This is a genomic window from Streptomyces sp. NPDC093586 (genome assembly GCF_044764905.1).
Taxonomy (GTDB): Bacteria; Actinomycetota; Actinomycetes; order Streptomycetales; family Streptomycetaceae; genus Streptomyces.
This window is the reverse complement of record NZ_JBIWJA010000047.1, coordinates 1-19,089: the sequence shown is the minus strand read 5'-3', so window position 1 is coordinate 19,089 and position 19,089 is coordinate 1. Positions and strand designations below refer to the sequence as shown.

At 70.0% G+C, this 19,089-nt stretch carries 18 protein-coding genes and 4 pseudogenes; 11 read left to right on the top strand and 11 right to left on the bottom strand.

Features of this window, described 5'->3' with window-relative positions:
- Positions 1–51 precede the first annotated feature (51 nt).
- Positions 52–162: pseudogene (locus tag ACIRFH_RS32125) on the bottom strand (3-oxoadipate enol-lactone hydrolase); the annotation flags it as partial.
- Positions 163–271: 109 nt separating this feature from the next.
- Here ACIRFH_RS32125 and ACIRFH_RS32120 point away from each other — a divergent pair.
- Together ACIRFH_RS32120 and ACIRFH_RS32115 are read left to right on the top strand one after the other, a co-directional pair.
- Positions 272–793: pseudogene (locus ACIRFH_RS32120) on the top strand (transporter); the annotation flags it as partial.
- A 659-nt stretch (positions 794–1,452) separates the two neighbouring features.
- A complete protein-coding gene (locus ACIRFH_RS32115; protein WP_403528639.1) occupies positions 1,453–3,597 on the top strand; it encodes an MMPL family transporter in 2,145 nt (714 codons plus the stop codon).
- 18 nt (positions 3,598–3,615) lie between these two features.
- Here ACIRFH_RS32115 and ACIRFH_RS32110 read toward each other — a convergent pair whose 3' ends face one another.
- Positions 3,616–4,413, bottom strand: coding sequence for a phosphatase PAP2 family protein (locus ACIRFH_RS32110; protein WP_403528636.1), 798 nt, complete (start codon positions 4,411–4,413; stop codon positions 3,616–3,618).
- A 363-nt stretch (positions 4,414–4,776) separates the two neighbouring features.
- On the opposite strand from ACIRFH_RS32110, the gene ACIRFH_RS32105 reads away from it, so the two are divergent.
- The 6 genes and pseudogenes from ACIRFH_RS32105 (at position 4,777) to ACIRFH_RS32080 (ending at position 8,694) form a co-directional block, all read left to right on the top strand.
- Positions 4,777–5,997: an aminotransferase class I/II-fold pyridoxal phosphate-dependent enzyme gene (locus ACIRFH_RS32105; RefSeq protein WP_403528633.1), complete on the top strand. Its 1,221-nt coding sequence runs from the start codon at positions 4,777–4,779 to the stop codon at positions 5,995–5,997.
- A gap of 62 nt (positions 5,998–6,059) precedes the next feature.
- Positions 6,060–7,214, top strand: a complete 1,155-nt coding sequence (locus tag ACIRFH_RS32100) for a hypothetical protein (protein ID WP_403528630.1) — start codon at positions 6,060–6,062, stop codon at positions 7,212–7,214.
- Positions 7,198–7,470 carry an acyl carrier protein gene (locus tag ACIRFH_RS32095; RefSeq protein ID WP_403528627.1) on the top strand — a complete coding sequence of 91 codons (273 nt, stop codon included), beginning with the start codon at positions 7,198–7,200 and terminating at the stop codon, positions 7,468–7,470. The genes ACIRFH_RS32100 and ACIRFH_RS32095 overlap by 17 nt, the downstream gene beginning before the upstream one ends.
- A complete protein-coding gene (locus ACIRFH_RS32090) occupies positions 7,467–7,616 on the top strand; it encodes a beta-ketoacyl synthase N-terminal-like domain-containing protein (RefSeq protein WP_403528624.1) in 150 nt (49 codons plus the stop codon). The genes ACIRFH_RS32095 and ACIRFH_RS32090 overlap by 4 nt, the downstream gene beginning before the upstream one ends.
- A 45-nt stretch (positions 7,617–7,661) precedes the next feature.
- Positions 7,662–8,138: pseudogene (locus ACIRFH_RS32085) on the top strand (beta-ketoacyl synthase N-terminal-like domain-containing protein); the annotation flags it as partial.
- A gap of 58 nt (positions 8,139–8,196) precedes the next feature.
- Positions 8,197–8,694, top strand: a complete 498-nt coding sequence (locus ACIRFH_RS32080; protein ID WP_403528727.1) for a hypothetical protein — start codon at positions 8,197–8,199, stop codon at positions 8,692–8,694.
- Positions 8,695–8,763: 69 nt separating this feature from the next.
- Here ACIRFH_RS32080 and ACIRFH_RS32075 read toward each other — a convergent pair whose 3' ends face one another.
- Complete coding sequence (locus ACIRFH_RS32075) at positions 8,764–9,555, bottom strand: PEMT/PEM2 family methyltransferase (protein WP_403528622.1); 792 nt, start codon at positions 9,553–9,555, stop codon at positions 8,764–8,766.
- Entirely contained in the window at positions 9,548–10,609 is a 1,062-nt protein-coding gene (locus tag ACIRFH_RS32070) for an NAD-dependent epimerase/dehydratase family protein (RefSeq protein ID WP_403528619.1), read from the bottom strand. The genes ACIRFH_RS32075 and ACIRFH_RS32070 overlap by 8 nt, the downstream gene beginning before the upstream one ends.
- A gap of 235 nt (positions 10,610–10,844) precedes the next feature.
- On the opposite strand from ACIRFH_RS32070, the pseudogene ACIRFH_RS32065 reads away from it, so the two are divergent.
- Positions 10,845–11,054: pseudogene (locus tag ACIRFH_RS32065) on the top strand (transposase); the annotation flags it as partial.
- 157 nt (positions 11,055–11,211) lie between these two features.
- Here ACIRFH_RS32065 and ACIRFH_RS32060 read toward each other — a convergent pair.
- From ACIRFH_RS32060 to ACIRFH_RS32035, 6 genes are all read right to left on the bottom strand, one after another.
- The gene (locus ACIRFH_RS32060) at positions 11,212–12,153 is read right to left on the bottom strand and encodes an urease accessory protein UreD (RefSeq protein ID WP_403528616.1); all 942 of its coding nucleotides are present in this window, start codon (positions 12,151–12,153) and stop codon (positions 11,212–11,214) included.
- An 11-nt stretch (positions 12,154–12,164) separates the two neighbouring features.
- Positions 12,165–12,866, bottom strand: a complete 702-nt coding sequence (gene ureG, locus ACIRFH_RS32055; RefSeq protein WP_403528724.1) for an urease accessory protein UreG — start codon at positions 12,864–12,866, stop codon at positions 12,165–12,167.
- 99 nt (positions 12,867–12,965) lie between these two features.
- Entirely contained in the window at positions 12,966–13,766 is an 801-nt protein-coding gene (locus tag ACIRFH_RS32050; protein ID WP_403528613.1) for an urease accessory protein UreF, read from the bottom strand.
- A complete protein-coding gene (ureC, locus tag ACIRFH_RS32045) occupies positions 13,766–15,484 on the bottom strand; it encodes an urease subunit alpha (protein WP_403528610.1) in 1,719 nt (572 codons plus the stop codon). Before ureC ends, ACIRFH_RS32050 begins: the two co-directional genes overlap by 1 nt.
- Positions 15,481–15,912, bottom strand: coding sequence for an urease subunit beta (locus ACIRFH_RS32040; protein WP_403528607.1), 432 nt, complete (start codon positions 15,910–15,912; stop codon positions 15,481–15,483). The genes ureC and ACIRFH_RS32040 overlap by 4 nt, the downstream gene beginning before the upstream one ends.
- 124 nt (positions 15,913–16,036) lie before the next feature.
- Positions 16,037–16,474, bottom strand: coding sequence for an urease subunit gamma (locus ACIRFH_RS32035; RefSeq protein WP_403528605.1), 438 nt, complete (start codon positions 16,472–16,474; stop codon positions 16,037–16,039).
- 633 nt (positions 16,475–17,107) lie between these two features.
- On the opposite strand from ACIRFH_RS32035, the gene ACIRFH_RS32030 reads away from it, so the two are divergent.
- Both ACIRFH_RS32030 and ACIRFH_RS32025 read left to right on the top strand, forming a co-directional pair.
- Complete coding sequence (locus tag ACIRFH_RS32030) at positions 17,108–18,136, top strand: urea transporter (RefSeq protein WP_403528603.1); 1,029 nt, start codon at positions 17,108–17,110, stop codon at positions 18,134–18,136.
- A gap of 244 nt (positions 18,137–18,380) precedes the next feature.
- Entirely contained in the window at positions 18,381–18,638 is a 258-nt protein-coding gene (locus ACIRFH_RS32025) for a transposase family protein (protein ID WP_403528721.1), read from the top strand.
- Positions 18,639–18,677: 39 nt separating this feature from the next.
- Here ACIRFH_RS32025 and ACIRFH_RS32020 read toward each other — a convergent pair.
- Positions 18,678–19,089, bottom strand: a 412-nt coding sequence (locus ACIRFH_RS32020; RefSeq protein ID WP_403528600.1) for a transposase, incomplete at its 5' end; no start/stop codon positions are given.

Below are 19,089 nucleotides of genomic sequence, written 5' to 3'. Positions count from 1 at the left end.
TGACCTGCTACAACGCACACACCATGGACTGGCGTGGACACCCGTAGACGGTCTCTGCAACCTGTGCCATGTGGTACCCAGTGAGGGACCGAGGATCAGGACCGGGGCCTCTTCTGGCCCGTCAAAGCGGTATTGCAGGGTGTTCGGCACTGTCTCACTCACGCCCCGCACCCTCTCACGTCTCACGAAATCTCACACAGTCGGGGGGAAGCCGGCTGGCCCGATGCATCCGCGGCTCGGCCCGTCGAGCACTGCCGACGGGGCGCCTGAGGCTGCGTCCCAGGTCCTGCGGAGCGGTCCACGCCTGATCTGCATCGCCGGCGACTTCACCCGCTACGACGCGCATGCCGTGCGCGAGCACCGGAGGTCGATCGACCTGGTCCGCTGCCGACTCTTCGGCAGCGACCTGCTCGGGCTTGCGACCGTGGCGTCCGTCAGCGGCGGCACGCGGGTGGCCCGTCAGGCTCGCCGACAGGCGGTCGTCCAAGCGGCGGACGACGTCCAAGGCGCGTCGATGGCGGCGTTGGCGAACGTGGTCGACGAGGCACTGCTTGGGCTCGGGGACGGCGTGAACCGGGTCGAGCGCAAGACCTGCCGGGTGTATCAGCGGCTGCGGAACTTCGCCTGCCGGTGCCCGCCGCAGCGCAGCAAGCTGCTGGTCTGTCTGAAGGTCGACCCGAAGGACGTTGACCTCGTGCCGGGGTTCACCCGGGACGTGTCCGGTCTCGGCCACCACGGGACGGGCGACCTGGAGGTGCAGCTCCGCACGGTGCGGGACGTGGAGCGGGCGCAGGGCTTCGGCGTAGTCACATGGTGCCCGTTTCGTGATCAGGTGAGTCCGGGGAGGGCGGGCGTCGTGCCGCAGTGCGGAGGCGCTGTCCGTCTTGCCAGTCAGGCGGAGGGCGCCGACGGCGAGAGTGCGCCAGGGGGCCATGGCACGAGGCGCGGTGTCGTCCGCAGCTGGGAGGCACCCTCAGCGAACGTCAAGGAGGTTGCTCGGTCAGAACCGCGCACGCGGTCAGCGCGAGGGGCCAGAGCGTGTCGCAAGCCGCGGGGGCATGCTGGTTGAACTCTCCCCGCCGATCATGTGATTTGCCGCCCGGGAGGGTGAGTCAACGGTCAAACCCCGTACAGACGGAGACAGTGCCCGATACGAAGATCGCCGACTTGTCCGTGATCTTCGAGAGGAACCCCGCTCGTGTGTCTGCCCCGCGCCGTTGGCGCCACAGCCGCCATTCTGATTACTCCGGCCGCCGTGCATCCAGCCCCCAGCGACGCAGGGGGACTCTCGTGACCATCCGTTCCGAGAGTGACGACCGTGATGCCGGCGGGCTGCCGGACGGTTGTGCGCCGAGTCGCAGCGGAGCGATGCCGGGGGGACCGGAGGTGGGCGTGGGTGCAGACGGGGGCGGATGGCTGTGCCGGCTGGCCTGTCGCAGTGTCAGGGCTCCGATGCGCACTGTGTGGGCGGCGGTGCTGTGCGCGGTGGCTGTGGTGTGCGTGGCGGCGCTTGGCACCACGGCTGCCTTGTCGACGGGGGGGTTCAACTCCGTGGGAACGGAGTCCGCGCATGCTGATGCGCTGTTGCGGAAGTTCGGGGGGGCTGATCCGGGGCTGGTACTGCGGGTCCGGTCGAAGGGGTCGGTCGACTCGGCTCAGGCGCGTTCGGACGGGGTGGCGCTGGCACGGCGGGTTGCTGCTCAACCTGGAGTGGCCGCGGTGGAGGCGTACTGGACGTCCCGTTCGCCCGCGATGCGAGCGCACGATGGACGGTCGGCGCTGATCGGTGTCGCGCTGAAGGGTGATGAGGCGGCGCAGGCGCGCGCCGCGTCGCGGCTCGTGCCCCGGGTAACGGGCCGGCAAGGGGTGCTGCGGGTGTCGCCGGGCGGACGGGTCTGGGGCGGGATCCAGGCGGCCGAGCTGGGTGAACGCGACCTGGTGCGGGCGGAACTGATGATCGCGCCGGTCGTCTTCGGTTGCCTGGTCTTCGCTTTCGGGTCGTGGCTTGCGGCGCTTTTTCCGCTGCTGGTGGGGGCATTGGCGGTGGCGGGGGCATGGGCGTTCCTGCGTCTGCTGGGTGGTGTGATGGAGGTGTCGGCGATCTCGCTGAACATCGCGACTGCTCTGGGCTTCGGGCTGGCCGTGGACTACGCGTTGCTGGTGGTGACTCGCTTCCGTGAGGAAGGCGCGCGGGGGCTGGCGGTGCCGGATGCCGCGGTTGAGGCGGCCCGGACTGCGGGTCGCAGTGTGCTCGTGTCTGCCTGCGTCGTGGCCCTGGCGTTCTTGGCGCTGTGGGTGTTCCCGTTCCCGTGGCTGCGGTCGATGGCCGTGGCGGGGATCGCGGTGGTGTTGCTGGCGGCGATGGCGAGTGTCGTCCTGCTGCCGGCGCTGCTGGCGATGCTGGGTACCAGGATCGGGCACCGCCAAGCGGCGTCGAGTCCGGCCTGGCGGCGACTCGCCAGGTGGGTGACCCGAGCGCCCTGGCCGTGGGCGGTCTGCTGCGCGGTGCTGATGGCCGCGTTGGTGTGGCCGTTCGGTCAGGTCCAGTGGGGGTTCGCCGACGAACGTGCGCTCCCCGCCGGTTCACAAGCCCGGGAGTTCACCGAACGCCTCCGTACCGATTTCCCTGTCCAGCCCGACCGCGGGCTCGTCTTCCTGCTGGCCCCGGTGCCCGATGACCGCGAGGTGGACGACTATGCGCGGCGCATCAGTGGGGTGCCCGGCGTCGTCCAGGTCACCGCCCCGACGGGCCGCTACCAGGACCGCCACCGCACCGCAGTGTTCAAGGCGGTACCGGATGGGGCGAAGGCAGTGTGGCTGAAGGCATCGACGGGGCTGGATCCGCAGTCGACGGCGGCCGCACGCCTGGTGGAGCGAGTGCGGGAGCTGCGCGCGCCCGGACCGCGCTGGGTGGGGGGTTCGCCCGCCCGGCACGTCGACGCGAAGACGGCTCTGGCCGATGGGGTGCCCTGGGCCGTACTGCTCATGGCAGTCACGACGCTCGCCGCACTGCTGCTGTACACCAGGTCCGTGCTGATTCCGCTGAAGGCCGTCGCGATGGCCGCGCTGAGTCTGACGGCCAGCCTGGGCAGCATGGTCTACATCTTCCAGGAGGGCCATTTTCGGTGGCTGGTAGGCGACTTCACGACCACGGGCTTCCTGGACATGACGATTCCGCCGCTGCTGTGTGCGATCGCGTTCGCGCTGTCGCTGGACTACGAGGTCTTTCTGCTGGCCCGGGTCAAGGAGCACTACGACGCCGACGGGGATCACCGGGCGGCGATCATCGAGGGCATCGCCCGCACGGGCCGGCTCATCACCGTGGCCGCCGGGGTCTTCGCCATCAGCATGGCCGGACTGGCGAGTTCCGCCATCACGACACTGAAGATGATGGGCGTGGGGCTGGGAGTGGCGGTCCTGATCGATGCCACGCTCGTGCGCGGCATCCTGGTGCCGGCCTTCATGCAGCTGACCGGGCGGGCCAACTGGTGGGCCCCGGCATGGGTCAAACGGCCTGTCACCCAGGGAGCGAACGCCCCACAGCACGGGCAGGACATGGTGGCTGAGAGTCCCACGGAGGCGTCTGCGGCTCCCTGACGCTCTACGGCGCAGCGGTCAGTTGCTGTCGCGGCGGGTGAGCTGCCTGGTGAGGAAGAAGGCCAGTCCGGCGGTGGCCAGTCCGGCGGCAGCGTCGAGGACGTAGTGGTAGCGGCAGTACACCACGGCCACGGTGAGCAGCGCGGTGGCTGCGATCATCAGCCCTTTTGCGGGGGGCGGTACAGGGGCGGCCAGCACGCAGAGCGCCGCTGCCCAGGCGCCGGCGACGTGGGAGGAGGGGAAGCAGGTGCCGGGCGGGTCGGCGCTTGCCATCAGTTGCGCCTGGAGGGGCTGGGCAAGGTAACCGTGCAACTGGTCGGGGGTGAACGCCGGGGCCAGCGCGGTGATGGGGCCGGCGAGGGGCAGCAGCATGAAGCCGAGGAAGCACAGGTAGAGGGCGAGGCACAGAGCAAGGACGTAGCGGTGCAGGGCCTGGTGCATGCCTTTGGCGAGGAAGTAGGCCGGGGGCAGCACGAAGTACAGGTAGTAGGAGCTGTAGCTGAGGCTGAGGGCCTCGGTGAGGGGGCGGGAGGCGAGGTCGCCGAGCAGGAGGTTGGGGTAGGCGTCGAAGAGGTGCTGTTCCCAGGCCAGCATGACGTCGTCACGCAGGCGGCCATGCATAGCAAGCGACTGGGGGCCGGACGCGGAGAACAACAGCGGCGCGCAGGCCAGCGGGTACAGCGCGCGCACGTTTGCCAGGGCTGGCGATGCCCAGTAGCGGTGTGCCGCGGCGCAGCCGAGGACGAAGCCGGCCAGGGCCGCGTAGGCCCCCGTCAGCCACGCGGCGTGCGGTACGGCCTCGCGGCCCAGGACCACCGCCGTGGCAGCGAGGAAGAGGTACCCGAGGGTTACTTTCTCGACGGCCCTCAGGAGGGGCCGGGCTGCCGGGCGGGGGTGGGTCCGGCGGGCGATCGACGGTGTGGTCCGAACGGGTGATAGCCGTGCGGGGAGAGAGGGCCCTCTGTGCAGTGTCCGGGGAGGCGCCGACGCGGGGTGAGGACCTCGATGCGTGGCGGGTTTCCGCTGATCAGATGGGGTCAAGGGACCTCGTATGTCCTTACGTTGAGTGTCAGATCTCCGGATAGGAGACACTCGAAATTACAGCTTGTCATCGCATGACTCCAATAGGCTACGGTTGCCGCGGTCTTGAAATGCATGCTGTGACAAGGCGGGTAAACGATGTCAGATGCGAGTGGAGCGACCGCTACCTGGGCCGCCATCAACAGGGCTAGAAAAGCCGGCCGTTACCCCTTCTACTGCCGGATCACAGGGCAGCCGGCTGCGGGGGAGGTCTTCGTCGAGGGCCTACGGGCGATCAACGCGGCCTCCGGTGACTATCTGGGCCTGGCGGCGGATCCGCGGGTGCGTGAGGCGGCCGCGGCCGCGGCGCGTGATCTGGGCGCCTCCTGTTCCGGCTCACCCGTGGTGATCGGCACCTGGTCGGTGCACGCGCAACTGGCGGAGGAACTCGCCGACTTCCTGCACCGGCCGGCGGTGCTGCTGGCCACCACGGGATTCCAGGCCAATCTCACCCTGGCCTGCCTCTTCGGCGAGGACCGCGCGGTCATCGCCGACCGGCACATCCATGCCTCTCTCGTCGACGCGTTGCGGCTCGGAGCCGCCAAGCACCGCCGGTTCCGGCACAACACGCCCCGCCACCTGGCGCGGCTGCTGGAGGAAGCGTCGGGACAGGGTCTGTCGCCGGTGGTCCTGACCGAGGGAGCGTTCTCGCTGGGCGGGGAACTGGCCGTACTGCCGGAGATCGCCGATCTCGCCGGACGTCATGAGGGCATGCTCATCGTCGACGGGGCTCACGACATCGGCGTCCTGGGGCCGTCGGGGCGCGGAGCCGGTGAGCACCTCGGCTGCGAGCAGAAGATCGACGTACTGTCCGGGACCTTCTCCAAGGCGTTCGGGGCCGGTGGCGGATACATCGCCGGAAGCACCGAACTCATCGAGCACTGCCGCGCGTTCGGGCAGGCCACCATCTACTCGGCGTCCATGCCGCCACCGACCGCCGCAGCGGCGCTCACCGCGCTGCGCATCATCCGGGACGAGCCCGAGCAGCGCGCCGTACTGGCACGCCTGGCGGACCGTCTGCACGACGGACTGGCCGAGCTGGGATACGCCCGTCCCCACTGGGCCAGCCCCATCGTCACGCTCCCGGCCGGCGATGCCGACCGATGCCTGCGCACTTGGCAGGCGATGCTGAAGGCCGGGGTGTTCGCTGCGCCGTTCCTGCCGCCGGCCGCCCCGCCGGGACAGTCCCTGCTGCGACTGTCCATCACCGCGGCCCACACCGAAGCACACATCGACCACATCCTGGAGGTCGTGGGCCACCTCCTGCCGACCACCGACATCACTGGCGCGGCAGCGGAGCCGATCCCGTGTCCCGCCTGATGCGCGCTCCCCAGCCCCCGCAAGGCGCTGCCGACATCGTGATGGTCGGCAGCCGCGCCGACATGGATGACTTCATCAAGCTGCCCTACCAGCTGTACCGGGCGTACCCGCACTGGGTCGCCCCGCTGGAAGTCGAGCGGCGGCAGTTCCTCAACCCGCGCCGCAACCCCTACCTGCGCCAGAGCGACGTCGGCTACTTCCTGGCTCGCCGCGGCCGAACACCTGTGGGCCGAGTCGCGGCCATCATCGGCCCGGACGGACCAGCCCGCCAACGCCAAGGCCACGTGGGCTTCTTCGAGTGCACCGAAGACCCCGCCGTGGCTCGCGCCCTGTGGGAGCAGGCAGTGGCCTGGCTGCGGGAGCGGGACGTGCAGAGCGTGACGGGCCCGATGAACCCGAACATGCACCACGAGTGCGGACTGCTCGTCGACGGCTTCGACGACGCCCCCCGCATCGGCATGCCCTACACCCCTCCCTACTACCCGGACCTGTTCGCCGCGGGCGGCTTCACCCCGGTCAAGGAACTGCTGTCGTGGCGGCTGTCCCCGACCAGCCCCAAGCTCAAACGGTGGGCCCGTTACGGCGACATGCCTCGGCGCAAGGGCGGCCTGACGGTGCGAGCAGCGAACTGGCGCCGCTTCGGCAGCGAGTCCGATCTCGTGCGGGAGCTGTATCACGCGTGCTGGCAGGACAACTGGGGCTTCGCGCCGGCGACCGACGCGGAGTTCACCTATCTGGCTCGGCAGATCCGGCTGCTCGCCCCCACCGGCGTCCGCATCGTCGAGCACGAGGGAACCCCCCTCGGCTTCAGCGTCCTGCTGCCCGACTTCAACCAGGCCCTGGCGCCCGCCCGGGGACACCTGACCCGCTACGGCTGGCCGGTCGGAGCCTGGCGCGTGTGGCGGGGCCGCCGCGCCATCACCCGCGGTCGGCTGATGGCCCTCGGAGTCCGCGAAGGCAGCCGTGCCCAAGGAGCCACGCTCGCCCTGGTCGCCGATGTAGCGGCCGGCGCCCTCATGCGCGGCTGGAACGAGATCGACGTGTCCTGGGTCCTGGAGGACAACCAGGCCGCCAACAAACCGCTTGCCGCCGCCGGCGCCACGATCCACAAACGCCACCGCCTGTACGCACGCTGTGTGCGCCACAGCCAGCCGTGCTCATGCCTCGCCGCCCATGCCCGCCCCGCCCTGGAGGCCACCCATGCCGCTCAGGTATGACAACGTCGTCTCGATCCTCGTCGACATCACTGGAATGGGTGAGGAGGAAATCACCCCGCAGACCACCCTGCTGGACATAGGAATGGACTCCCTGGACCTGGCCGAATTCGCCGCCATTCTCGCCGAGCGCCACGGAGTCGACCTGGTGGGCAGCCTGGATGTCACGCCCGCGACCACGATCGCCGACTTCACGCACGTACTGGCCGAGCAGTCCTCCAGCGCTGAGGCCGCTCCGTCCGCCACGGGCACGCCGTGACCCTCGACATCGCCATCACGGGAATCGGGCTGGTCACACCGGTCGGCGCCGGCGCCGGCTCGACCTGGCGGGGCCTGTGTTCAGGGCGGTCCTTCACCACGGCCCACGGTCCGCTCCTGGCCGGGCTACCGGTGGACTTCTCCTGACCCGTACAGAACTTCGACGCATGCGATCACCTCACGCGACGCACCGTGCGGCGCACCGACGCCTTCATCCACTTCGCGCTCGCCGCCGCACAGGAGGCCGCCCAGGAGGCGGGCCTCGCACCCGGGTCCGCCGAACCCACCCGCATCGGCGTCGTCCTCGGCGTCGGCTCCAACAGCCTCACGGGATACGGAAGGGTCTTCGAGCTCCTTCAGACCGGTGAACACCACCTGGTGTCCCCACTGGCTCCGCCACGGAGCGTGTCCAGCATGGCAGCCGGAGAAGTGGCAGCTCACCTCGACTACCGAGGCCCCAACTCCACCGTCTCCAGCGTCTGTGCCTCAGGGGCTCACGCCATCGGCATCGCCCGCGCTCTCATCCGCTCCGGCACCTGCGACATCGTCGTGGCCGGCGGTACGGAATCCGGCCGCTCCCCCATCAGCGCCATCAGTTTCGCCCGCCTGGGTGCCCTGTCCACCCGCCGGCACGATCCGTCCGGGGCCTCCCGCCCCTTCGACCGGAACCGCGACGGCTTCGTCCTGAGTGAAGGTGCGGCAGTCCTGGTCCTCGAACGCGGTGACCATGCTCGCGCCCGCGGTGCCGCCCTCCACGGTGTCGTCGCCGGGTACGGCGCCTCTGCCGACGCCCACCACCCTGTCAAACCCCCACCCCGACGGGCACGGCCTGCAGCAGGCCACCAGGACAGCCCTGGCCGATGCGGGCCTGACGCCCGCCGACATCGATCACGTCAGTGCGCACGCGAACTCCACCCGGGCCGGAGACCTTGCCGAGGCCCGCGCCCTGAGCCACGCCTTCTCTTCCACGTCGCCGCCGGTCACGGCCCTGAAAAGCCTGCTCGGGCACTCACTGGGGGCGGCGGCGACCATCCAGGCCGCCTGTGCCCTGCTGGCCCTGCGGCACCAGGCCATCCCACCCGCGGCCAACCTCGACAACCAGGACGACGCCGTCGACCTCGCCATCGTCAGCAAAGCCCCGAGACCCGCGCGCTTGCGCGCCGTTCTGAGTACCGCGTGCGGCTTCGGGGGAGCCAACGCCGCACTCATCCTGCGTGGAGTCTGACCCGCATCCGGCGTGCGGAGCCAGGAGTGTGGGGCCGCCACGGCCAACGGGGCTGTCCCACAGAGCGTTTCAGGCGGTAGTGCCGCCGAGGTAGGTACGGACGATGAACGGCTTCTCCCGCACGAGGAAGAAGACGTAGATCAGTGCCTGGAACACCGCCACGCACACCAGCCCGGCCACCGACCGGTAGCACAGCGCCACGCCGTAGCCGTGCAGGTTTCCGACCCCGTACATCGGGTTGCGCAGCCAGCGGTAGGGACCGCGGACCACGAACCCGTCCGTCGCGTCGGCCCGTCCCAGGAACATGTCCCGGCAATAGTAGGTGTTCAGGCCGGTCAGCCAGGTCGCCCACAGCTTCGTGCCGAAGCCCACGATGCCCAGCACCACGCCCAGCACGACCCACAGACCTTCGACGCCCACTTCGGGCAACTGGCCAGGGAAGGCCGCCATCAGCAGCCCCTGGCACAAGCCCTGCTGCAGAAACAGCAGCCCCAGCACGAAGTCGAACCCTTCGACCGCTCGCGCCTCACCGAGGGCACGAGTGAGGCGGCGGGCAACCGCCGTGTCCAGTACGGCGATCAGGCCGCCGTAGTACAGGACCGCGATCACCACCGTGTACCCGACCGCTGCCCATCGCACCGCACCGCTGTCTGCGGCGGCACGGATCTGCTGCTCGGCGGCGAAACCGGCGGCCACCACACAGGCCCAGACCAAGGCGCGCAGTACACGGCGTCCGGGCTGGTCCAGGCGCAGCCCGGACATACCGATGACCGCGACCGTCAGCTGCCCCAGCCCTCTCCGTGCCGCGTGACGCGACGGCGTGCTCGCCGCTGCCGGGGCCAGCTCGGTGGTCTCAGCCATGAAGCATCTCCTTGAAAGCCTCTCGCAGTCCGTCTTCGAGCCCCACCCGGGCCCGGAACCCGAAATCCCTGTATGCGCGGTCCGCAGTGGCGGTCCATGATCCGGCCACCGCCTCGCGCGCCTTGTCCCGGTTGAACACCGGCACACCGCCCCGCAGCCGTCCGACCTCCTCACTCACCACACCGGCCGCCCGCACCACAGCCGATGGCACGGGCAGCACCAGCGGCCTGCCACAGCCCAGCAGCGCACCGGCCGTCCGCACCAGGTCGGCAAGGGTGTACTCACCCCCGTCGCACAGGTGATAGACACCGCTGTGGGACTCGCCCGGACCAGCGGTACGCCCTTGCAAGCCCGCGGCGATCAGCCCGTCGCACAGATCGTCCACGTGCAGCACCGAGTAGACGCGAGCCGCCGGGCCGGGCCGCACCGCCACCCGTGTACGGGCCATCGCGGCGAGGCTCGGTACGAACGCCACATCGGACGGCCCGTAGACGATCGGAGGGCGCACGATCACGGTCGGCACCTGCCCGGCGAACCGCCGTGCCGCCTGCTCCCCGGCCAGTTTGCTGACTCCGTACCACGACACCGGGCGGGCCCGGTCCTCCTCACGCCGCGCCCGCCGCGGCGCTGGCGCGGGACCAGCCGCGGCCAGCGACGAACACAGCACCAGCCGCGGCGGCGCACCCGAGGAAGCCAGCACGCCCGCCAGCACACCCGTCGCCACGGTGTTGGCCAGTCGGAACTCGGCACGCGACGCAGCCCGCACCGCAGCCGCCAGGTGAACCACCACATCCGCGCTCGAGACAGCCTCCAAGACCCCCGAACCGGTGAGCAGATCCACTACGGCGACGTCGACCGGACAACCGTCCAGCACCCGGCGATCGGACTGCGGCCGCACCAGCGCCGTCACCCGGCCACCGCCCTCAACAATCCGGCGGCACAAACGACGGCCCACGAACCCCGTGGCCCCCGTGACCACCACGCGTATCCCGCTCACGTCCGGGCACATGAACGGCTGCTCTGCCTCACGCGGTGGGTTGTTCAAAGTCGTCACGCCTGCACGCTAGAGGGTGCGTCCCCCATTCAGCGCAACGAAAGCCGCTCAGGGTCCCATCACCACCCGGACGAATGACCCTTGCCTCCGGAGGCCCTCACCAGCGGGAGTGTTCACTGATCGGCGGATCCGATGATCAAGGAGACGCCAGATGAGCGACACCACCATCGAGCAGATACCGGGCAGCGAGCCGGCGGCGGAGGCCGTGGCGGCGAGTGACGAGCAGTTGGTGGCGATGCTTGTGGACCGGGCCCGGTCGGAGGGCCTGCAGCTGACTGGGGAGGGCGGGCTGCTCCGGCAGCTGACCAAGCGGGGGCTGGAGTCCGCCCTGGAGGGCGAGATCACCGATCACCTCGGATACGAGAAGCACGAGGCCGAAGGCCGGGGCAGCGGCAACAGCCGCAACGGGACCCGGGCGAAGACGGTGCTGACTGATGTCGGTGGCCCCAGCCTTCGCCAGTTCCTCCTGCCGTCGTCGAGACAGGAGAGCACGTGACCGTCCGCCCCCGCGTTCCGGTCTCACCGCCGTCCCGAGGGAGCCGCGCCATGTCGATTCGCGATCTGCTCCCGGCCCGCCCGGTCCCGCTGGGCCTGGGTTGTCGTCACCCCTTGCGCAGATCGGGAGCGGGAGCCCCGAGGAGGCGGAGGCGGACCGCGTTCCACGCCGCTCCCAGGGCGGCGGCGACGGTGGTGGACGCCGGGCCGAGGAGGCGGACGGTGATTCCGCAGGCACCGGGCAACTCGCTCGCCCCGGCGAGGACCCCGGGGTGGGCGCCGAGAGCGGAATCGACCGCGGCGCAGAGGGCGGAGGGGTGCTCCCGCCGGGTGAGTACGTGGAGCGTGGCGTGTACGCGGTGAGGGCCGAGGCGACCGGGCGACGTGGGGGACGCGGTGGCCGGGACGAGGTTCAGCACGTCGCGGAACAGGGGTTTCCCGCCGGGTTCGCGTACCCGGACCTCGGACCAGTAGAGGTCGTAGTCGTGCGACTCGCCGAAGGCGACCCGCCCCGGCAGGAGGATCTCGCCGAGGACCACCGTGGCGCTGGGGTCGACGGTCAGACAGGTCCGGCCGAAGAAGCGGGAACCCCTGAAGGGGATGACGGGGTCGGGCAGGTACTCCAGGACCGCGTCGGGGCCGACGGTCAGGTGGACGAGCTGGGTGGCCAGGTTGGCGCGCATGCCGTAGATCTTGGTGGCGGTCTGGGTGGTGAGGTGGACGGCGGCCCCGGGCGCCGCCCGGACGTCGATGCGGTAGCGGTCGCCCTGCACCAGCCCGTCACCGGCCTGTTGCAGGTAGACGAAGGCCATGTCCGGCCTGTGGGGGTCCAGATGGATCGGCTGGAAGATGTACAGCGGAGCCTGGTGGTACTGCCCCACGATTCTGGTGGCCCCGGCGACCGGTGCCAGGTCGAGTTCGAGCAGCCCCGTCTTGCCCGCGCGGCCCACCGCCACACCGGCCAGGGGGGTGTCGAACGCCTTCACCGCCTCGGGCAGGTGTGCCGGGGTGTACCACGCCTCGTCCCGGCGCTCCGGTCTCGCCGTCACCGCGGGAGGGCTCACCGGGACGGGCCCGTGGTCCGCCCCTCCGTCCGGCCGGATCCGCGCTCCGGGGCGGACGGGGCCGACGGTGCGGGCGGGCCGGATCCGCGCAGGACGGCCGCGCGGATGTGCTCGACGACCTCGCTCAGACCGGTACCGCCGTAGCAGTCGGTGAACACGATCGGGCGGCCCTCACGGACGGCGCGGGCGTCCCGGTCCATCACCGCGAGGTCCGCCCGCACATGGGTGGCGATGTCGATCTTGTTGATGACCAGCAGATCGGAGTGGGTGACTCCGGGACCGCGCTTGCGGGGGATCTTGTCCCCCTCGCCGACGTCGATGACGAAGACGAAGTAGTCGGCCAGTGCCGGACTGTAGGTCAGGGTCAGGTTGTCGCCACCGGACTCGAGCAGGACCAGGTCCGCGTCGGGGAAGCGCGCGGTGAGCTCCTCGGTGGCGTCGAGGTTCATGGTGGGATCGTCGCGTACCGCGGTGTGCGGGCAGGAGCCCGTCTCCACTCCCACCACCCGGGCGGGATCCAGGACGCCGGCCAGCGTCGAGCGGACGTGCTCGGCGTCCTCCTGGGTGAAGATGTCGTTGGTGACCACGACGGGGGAATGGCCCTGTGCGAGGAGCAGGGGGACGAGTGCTTCGATGAGCGCGGTCTTCCCCGATCCGACCGGGCCGCCGATGCCGACCCTCGGCACGCTGCCGCCCAGCCGGGGCATGTCCTGCCCGGCGGCGGGAGCGTCGTCGTGGGAGTGAGGACGGGTGTGCCCCATGGAGTTCCTCCTGGCGGGTCCGTGGTGGTCGTCCGGTCAGCTCATGAAGAGGCGCAGGGACGCGCGTTCGTGTCGCATGCTCATGATGTCGATCAGCGGGGTGCAGGCGGTGATGTCGTCGACACCGGCCGCGCACGAGGCACGGGCCGTCTCCGCCAGGACGGGTGTGACCCTGTGGAGCAGGGCCTGGGCGGCGCGGTGGTCCATGACGGCGAGGCGGACCGCGGCGGTGAGCCAGCCGGAGGCGAAGGAGTACAGCTCCCCGGCGACGGCGTGTTCGCGGTCGATGCCGAGGGAGGCGGTGACCAGGCCGAGCACGACCGCGGCGTTGCCGGGCCACCGGCCGGACCGCACCTGCCGGGCGTACGCGGCGACCGTCTCGTCACCGAAGGCCGCGGTGGCGGTGGCCAGCAGCGCCCGGCCGGTGCGCACCGAGCTCTCCCGTACCTCCCGCGGCAGTTTGACCTCGCTCAGCCGGGTGTCGGCCCGTCCGGCCGACACCGTCCCGTCCGCCTCGCCGGCGGCGCGGTGCGCGCAGGCCAGTGCCGTCCCGTCGGAGGGGCCGATCCCGTGGCGGATCTGGTCGGCCAGGAGGTCCGCCAGCACCTGCGGCGGGGTCGAGCGGTCGACCAGACCGGCCTGGACGAACGCCTCCAGCCCGTGGGACAGGGTGTAACGGCCGCTGGGGAAGGCGGAGTCGGCCAGCTGGAGACTGCCGAGGAACGCCCGCAGCCCGCCGTCCCGCGCCCGGCCACCGCCCGCGGTGCGCCGCCGCGACGGGCCGGGCGCGGCGCGTACCGGAGCCGTTCCGGACGGAGAGGTCTGCGCGCCGGTCATCAGACGATGTAGTAGAGCTGGGACATCGCGACCCGGTCGGCCGGGTCCACCGTGGCCAACTGCCCGTCGACGTAGACCTGATAGGTCTCGGGATCGATGCGGATCTCCGGGGTCGCGTTGTTGCGGACCATGTGCTGCTTGCTCATGGTGCGGCAGCCGTGCACCGGTTCCACCCACCGGTCCAGGCCGAGCCGGTCGGGGACGCCCGCGTCGACCGCCGCCTGGGACATGAACGTCATCGAGGTGCGTCCGACGGCCTTGCCCTCGGTGCCGAACATGGGGCGCAGCATGACCGGTTCCGGGGTGGGGATGGAGGCGTTCGGGTCGCCCATGGTGGCCCAGGCGACCAGGCCGCCCTTGATGACGTACTTCGGCTTGACCCCGAAGGTGTTGGTCGGCCACAGGACGATGTCGGCGACCTTGCCGGGCTCCAGGGAGCCGATCAGGTGCCCGACGCCGTGGGTGAGGGCGGGGTTGATCGTGTACTTGGCCAGGTAGCGCAGGATCCGGTTGTTGTCGTGTTCCGCGGGGTCGCCCTCGAGCTTGCCGGTCTGGCGCTTCATCTTGTCCGCGGTGCGCCATGCCGTGGTCACGGTGTCCCCGATGCGCCCCATGGCCTGCGAGTCCGAGGAGAACATGGAGAGCACTCCCCTGTCCTGCAGGACGTCCTCGGCCGCCTGGGTCTCCCCGCGGATGCGGGACTGGGCGAAGGCCACGTCCTCGGGGTTCTGCGGGTTGAGGTGGTGGGTCACCATCGTCATGTAGAAGAGGTTGTCGCTGGTGTCGACGGTGTACGGCCGGGTCGGATTCGTGGAGGACGGCAGCACGTGGGGCAGCGCGGCGATCGCCATGATGTCCGGGGCGTGCCCGCCACCGGCCCCTTCGGTGTGGTACGTGTGGATCGTCCGGCCGTCGATCGCGTCGATGGTGTCGGCGAGGTAGCCGCACTCGTTGAGGGAGTCGGTGTGGATGGCGACCTGCACGTCGTACTCGTCGGCGACGCTCAGCGCGCAGTCGATGACCGACGCGGTGGCGCCCCAGTCCTCGTGCACCTTCAACCCGCAGGTGCCGGCTTCCAGTTGTTCGCGCAGCGCCGGTGGTCCGCTGCTGTTGCCCTTGGCGAGCAGACCGATGTTCACCGGCAGTGTCGCGGTGGACTCCAGCATCCGGGCGATGTTCCACGGCCCCGGGGTGCAGGTCGTGCCCCGGGACCCGTCCGCCGGACCGGTGCCTCCGCCGATGAGCGTGGTGATCCCGTTGGACAGCGCGTGCGGGACCTGCGCCGGGGTCAGGAAGTGCACGTGCGCGTCGATCGCGCCGGCGGTGGCCACCAGCCCCTCACCGGAGATCACCTCGGTGCCCGGGCCGACCACCAGAGCGGGGTCCACACCGTCCTGCACACCGGGGTTGCCGGCCTTGCCGATCCCCGCGATCCGGCCGTTCCTGATGCCGATGTCGGCCTTGACGATGCCCAGCACGGGGTCCATGACGACCGCCGCGGTGATCACCATGTCCAGGACGCCGTCGGCGTTGCGCAGGCCCGGGGCCTGTCCCATGCCGTCCCGGACCGTCTTGCCCCCGCCGTAGACGACCTCCTCCCCCGGCACCAGCAGGCTGCGCTCCACCTGGGCGATGAGGTCGGTGTCGGCCAGGCGGAACCGGTCGCCGGTGGTCGGCCCGTACAGGGAGGCGTAGGTCCGCCTCGGGATCGAGGTCATCGCCCGTCCTCCGCCACCTCGTCGGAAACGGTTCCGGAGCGCTTTGTCCCCGGACCACCCTCACCGGTGAACCCGTGCTCCGCCGCGCGTACTCGTGCCCGCTCGACGGTCCGCCGGGCCGTGACCGCTCCGTCGACCAGCCCGTTGAAGCCGGTCACCCGCCGCGTCCCGCCGAACTCGACGAGTTCGACGTCCCGTTCGTCTCCCGGCTCGAAACGGATGGCCTGACCGGCAGGCACGTTCAGCCGCATCCCCAGCGCCTGTGTCCGGTCGAACTCCAGCGCCCGGTTGACCTCGAAGAAGTGGAAGTGGGAACCGACCTGCACGGGGCGGTCCCCGGTGTTGCGCACCTTCATCCGCACGGTGCGCCGACCGGTGTTGATCTCCACGGGCTCGTCGGAGAGCAGCCATTCGCCAGGGACATTCACAAGGGCCTCCACGGAGGACTCGCCGGCCCGGCTGGGGATCCGGCCTCGGTACGGGCGGGCGTGCCCGGTGGGCGGGGTGTCACGGGACCGCAGGTCACGGGACGACGGGGCACAGGATGGGGCGTCACGGGATGGGGTGGGGTACCGAGACCAGCTGGGTGCCCGTCTTGAAGGTGGCCTCGACCTGCACCAGGGTGACCATGTCGGGCACCTCGGGCATGACGTCGTCCCGGGTCAGGACCTGTTTGCCCGACTCGATCGCCTCGGCGACGGTCTTGCCGTCCCGGGCTGCCTCCATCAGCGCCTCGCAGATCAGCGCGATCGCCTCGGGGAAGTTCAGCTTGGTGCCCCGGCCCAGTCGCCGCCGGGCCAGCTCGGCGACCTGGTAGACGACCAGTTTCTCGGTCTCACGCGGGGAGAGCATGAGGGAGGAGAGCCAGGTCTCGGTGCCCGGGGCCGACGCGCTGCGGACCGCCCCTCCTCCTTCCGAGGGCTTCGCCGCCTTCCGCTTCCCCTCATCCCGCTTCGACGAGGATCCTTTCGCGTCCTTCTTCACCGTCATCCGCACCTCTCCTCGTCTTCCGTCCGCGGTGGGGTCCGGCCGTCATCCCGGCAGCTCGTCACGTGCCACCGGAGAGCACTTCCGGAAGCGATCGTGACGTCGGTGCCCGACTCCCAGGACGCCCGGAATATGATGAAAACGTCATATGAGCCATATATACCTTCCGGATGACGCCCGGTCGTCTCGGCTTGGGCCATCGGGTGGCCGGCGACCGAGCGTCACCTCGGTCGCGGCCGGCGAAGACGGCACGGCCGTCGGCGGCGCCTCCGACGAATGCGTCGAGGCGGCCACCCACTGGCCACACCCGCTCGTGGGCGACGTTCCGCCGCACCGGCGACTTGCGCGAAACCGGAGGAACCCATCTTCCAGCGATGCAATCGAGGTGGGCGCCGCCCCCTGCCTCCCGGAGGGACGCATACGGTCCACACGATCCGTACGCCCCTCTTGGGGAATATGACGATTACTCCTCATAGCGCCACGAGTCGGTTTATCTTCACTAAATAGGTGCATACTTCTTTTCCGTGACTCGCCTTCGCCCCAGGGGGAGATCCGGAGGGCTGCAATCCGACCAGTCGCGCTGCGTCTCGCCCCACAAGGAAGCCAGCACGCCGGACCACTGACGTAGGAGTCGCAATGGCGACGTGCTTCCTGACAGGCGTCTCAAAGTCGCCTGTGGGTGGTTTCGTCGATGCCGTTCTGCGCGGTGTCGGGCAGGTGTTCTTGCAGAACAACCCTCTCTCCGGATTGCTGTTCCTGGTGGGCGTCTTCCTGAGCAACTGCGTGGTCGGCCTCTATGCCCTGCTGGGAGTGGCGGTCTCCACGGCCACAGCCCTGGCGGCCGGTGTCGACCGCTCGACGGTGCAGCGGGGCTTCTACGGCTTCAACGGAACCCTGACGGCCGTTGGCCTGGCCACCTACGTGAAGCACGGCTACGCGCTGGTCGGTTATGTGGTTCTCGCCTCCATGGCGGTACCAGTCCTCACCGCCGCCACCCGCGACTTCCTCAGCTCCGAGCACCTCCCCACCCTGACGGCGGTTTTTGTGCTGACCGCGTGGACCTTCCTCGCCGGCCTGCGCCAGTTCAGCCACTTCACGGGTTCACCCGCCTTTGCCCGACCACACCTCCCGGTCGGGACCCCGCACACCAGTGGGGCCCTGACGCCGTCTGACCTTCTCTTCGGATTCTTCAACGGCTTCTCCCAGGTCCTGCTGCAAACCGGATTGTGGACGGGGGCGGCCTTCCTGGTCGGCATCCTGGTGAACTCACGGCTATCGGCCGTGGTGGCGGCCATCGGCAGTTTGATCGGCCTGGGAATCGGGTGGGCCTTCGGCATGCCGGCCGGCACTCTGCACGAGGGGATTCCGGGCTACAACGCGGTGTTGACCGCGATTGCCCTGGGTGGTCTCTATTACCTGCTCAGCCTGTGGTCGGCAGTCCTCGCGGCGCTCGCCGCCGTGGCCAGTGTCGTGGTCTACGCCATGTTCGCCACAGTCCTCGCGCCGATCGGTCTGCCCGTGTTGACCGCGCCTTTCGTCGCGACCACCTGGGCATGCATTTTCGCGGCTGCCTCGTTCACCCGTCTGCGGGCAGTACATCCCGCGGACGCAGGCACGCCCGAGGCCAACCTGCGCTCCACCAGGTCGTCACCGGGGAAGGCCTGACCCAGGGCTGACGCGTTCTCACTCGGCGAGACGTGCCGATTGGAGCTGTCTACGGCGAGATGGGGGGGGAGCTGTCCAGGTTGGAGATGGCGAACGCGACCTCTGATGATCAAGGTTCTCGAAGTCTTTGCCCACGGACAGGGGGCGCGTTCGGGTGTCATCCTCCCTGATCGGTGTCCTGCAGCGCCACTGCGGGGTCATCGACCCGTGCCGCCCGCCCGAGGAACTCACCTCGCTCCGCGAGATGCTGGACCGGCTCCCGGATCCGAGACGGGTATGGTGCCGCCGTCACCGGCTGGGTTCTCTGCTCGCCCTGTGCCTGCTCGCGGTCCTGGGCGGGGCGACCAGCCTGGCCGGCATTGCCCGGTTCGCCACGGACGCACCCGCCGACGTGCGCAAGCGGACCGGACTGATGGCGTCCCGCTGCGTGGTGCAGGGGATCTCCGCGGTTGAGTGCGCGGGTCCTGCTCCCTCGGATGCACCGTCTGCCTTTCCGGGCTAAAAGAGCGTTTTGTCCCGGCAGGGTTGTTTGGTTCGAGCTTCAGGTGTCGCGCCAGTTCGGGGTGCTTTCTCGGGCGAGTCTGCGGCTTATGAGGTCGATCATGGCGACGTGGATCATGGCTTCGGAGCGATGGGGGTGGGTTTCGTAGTCGCGGGCGAGTCGACGGTGGTGCATGAGCCAGCCGAAGGTCCGCTCGACCACCCAGCGGCGCGGAATCACCTTGAAGCCTTTGCTTCCGGGTTCGCGGTGGACGACTTCCACGTCGATGCCGAGGCGGGCGCCGTGGTCGATGGCTTTGGTGCGGTAGCCGATATCGGCCCATGCCTTGGTCACGCGAGGGTGAGTGGCGGCGATGTGGGACATCAGGCGCATGCCGCCGACGTTGTCGGAAACGCTCGCCGCGCTCACCCGGACAGCCAGGAGCAGGCCGAGGGTGTCCACCCCGATATGG

Coding starts and splice junctions, on each gene's coding strand:
- ACIRFH_RS32115 (WP_403528639.1), top strand. CDS start 1,453: ATGCGCACTGTGTGGGCGGCGGTGCTGTGCGCGGTGGCTGTGGTGTGC.
- ACIRFH_RS32075 (WP_403528622.1), bottom strand. CDS start 9,555: ATGGCTGAGACCACCGAGCTGGCCCCGGCAGCGGCGAGCACGCCGTCG.
- ACIRFH_RS32050 (WP_403528613.1), bottom strand. CDS start 13,766: ATGACCGGCGCGCAGACCTCTCCGTCCGGAACGGCTCCGGTACGCGCC.
- ureC (WP_403528610.1), bottom strand. CDS start 15,484: ATGACCTCGATCCCGAGGCGGACCTACGCCTCCCTGTACGGGCCGACC.
- ACIRFH_RS32100 (WP_403528630.1), top strand. CDS start 6,060: ATGGATGACTTCATCAAGCTGCCCTACCAGCTGTACCGGGCGTACCCG.
- ACIRFH_RS32080 (WP_403528727.1), top strand. CDS start 8,197: ATGCTCGCGCCCGCGGTGCCGCCCTCCACGGTGTCGTCGCCGGGTACG.
- ACIRFH_RS32030 (WP_403528603.1), top strand. CDS start 17,108: ATGGCGACGTGCTTCCTGACAGGCGTCTCAAAGTCGCCTGTGGGTGGT.
- ACIRFH_RS32035 (WP_403528605.1), bottom strand. CDS start 16,474: ATGACGGTGAAGAAGGACGCGAAAGGATCCTCGTCGAAGCGGGATGAG.
- ACIRFH_RS32025 (WP_403528721.1), top strand. CDS start 18,381: ATGCTGGACCGGCTCCCGGATCCGAGACGGGTATGGTGCCGCCGTCAC.
- ACIRFH_RS32095 (WP_403528627.1), top strand. CDS start 7,198: ATGCCGCTCAGGTATGACAACGTCGTCTCGATCCTCGTCGACATCACT.
- ACIRFH_RS32105 (WP_403528633.1), top strand. CDS start 4,777: ATGTCAGATGCGAGTGGAGCGACCGCTACCTGGGCCGCCATCAACAGG.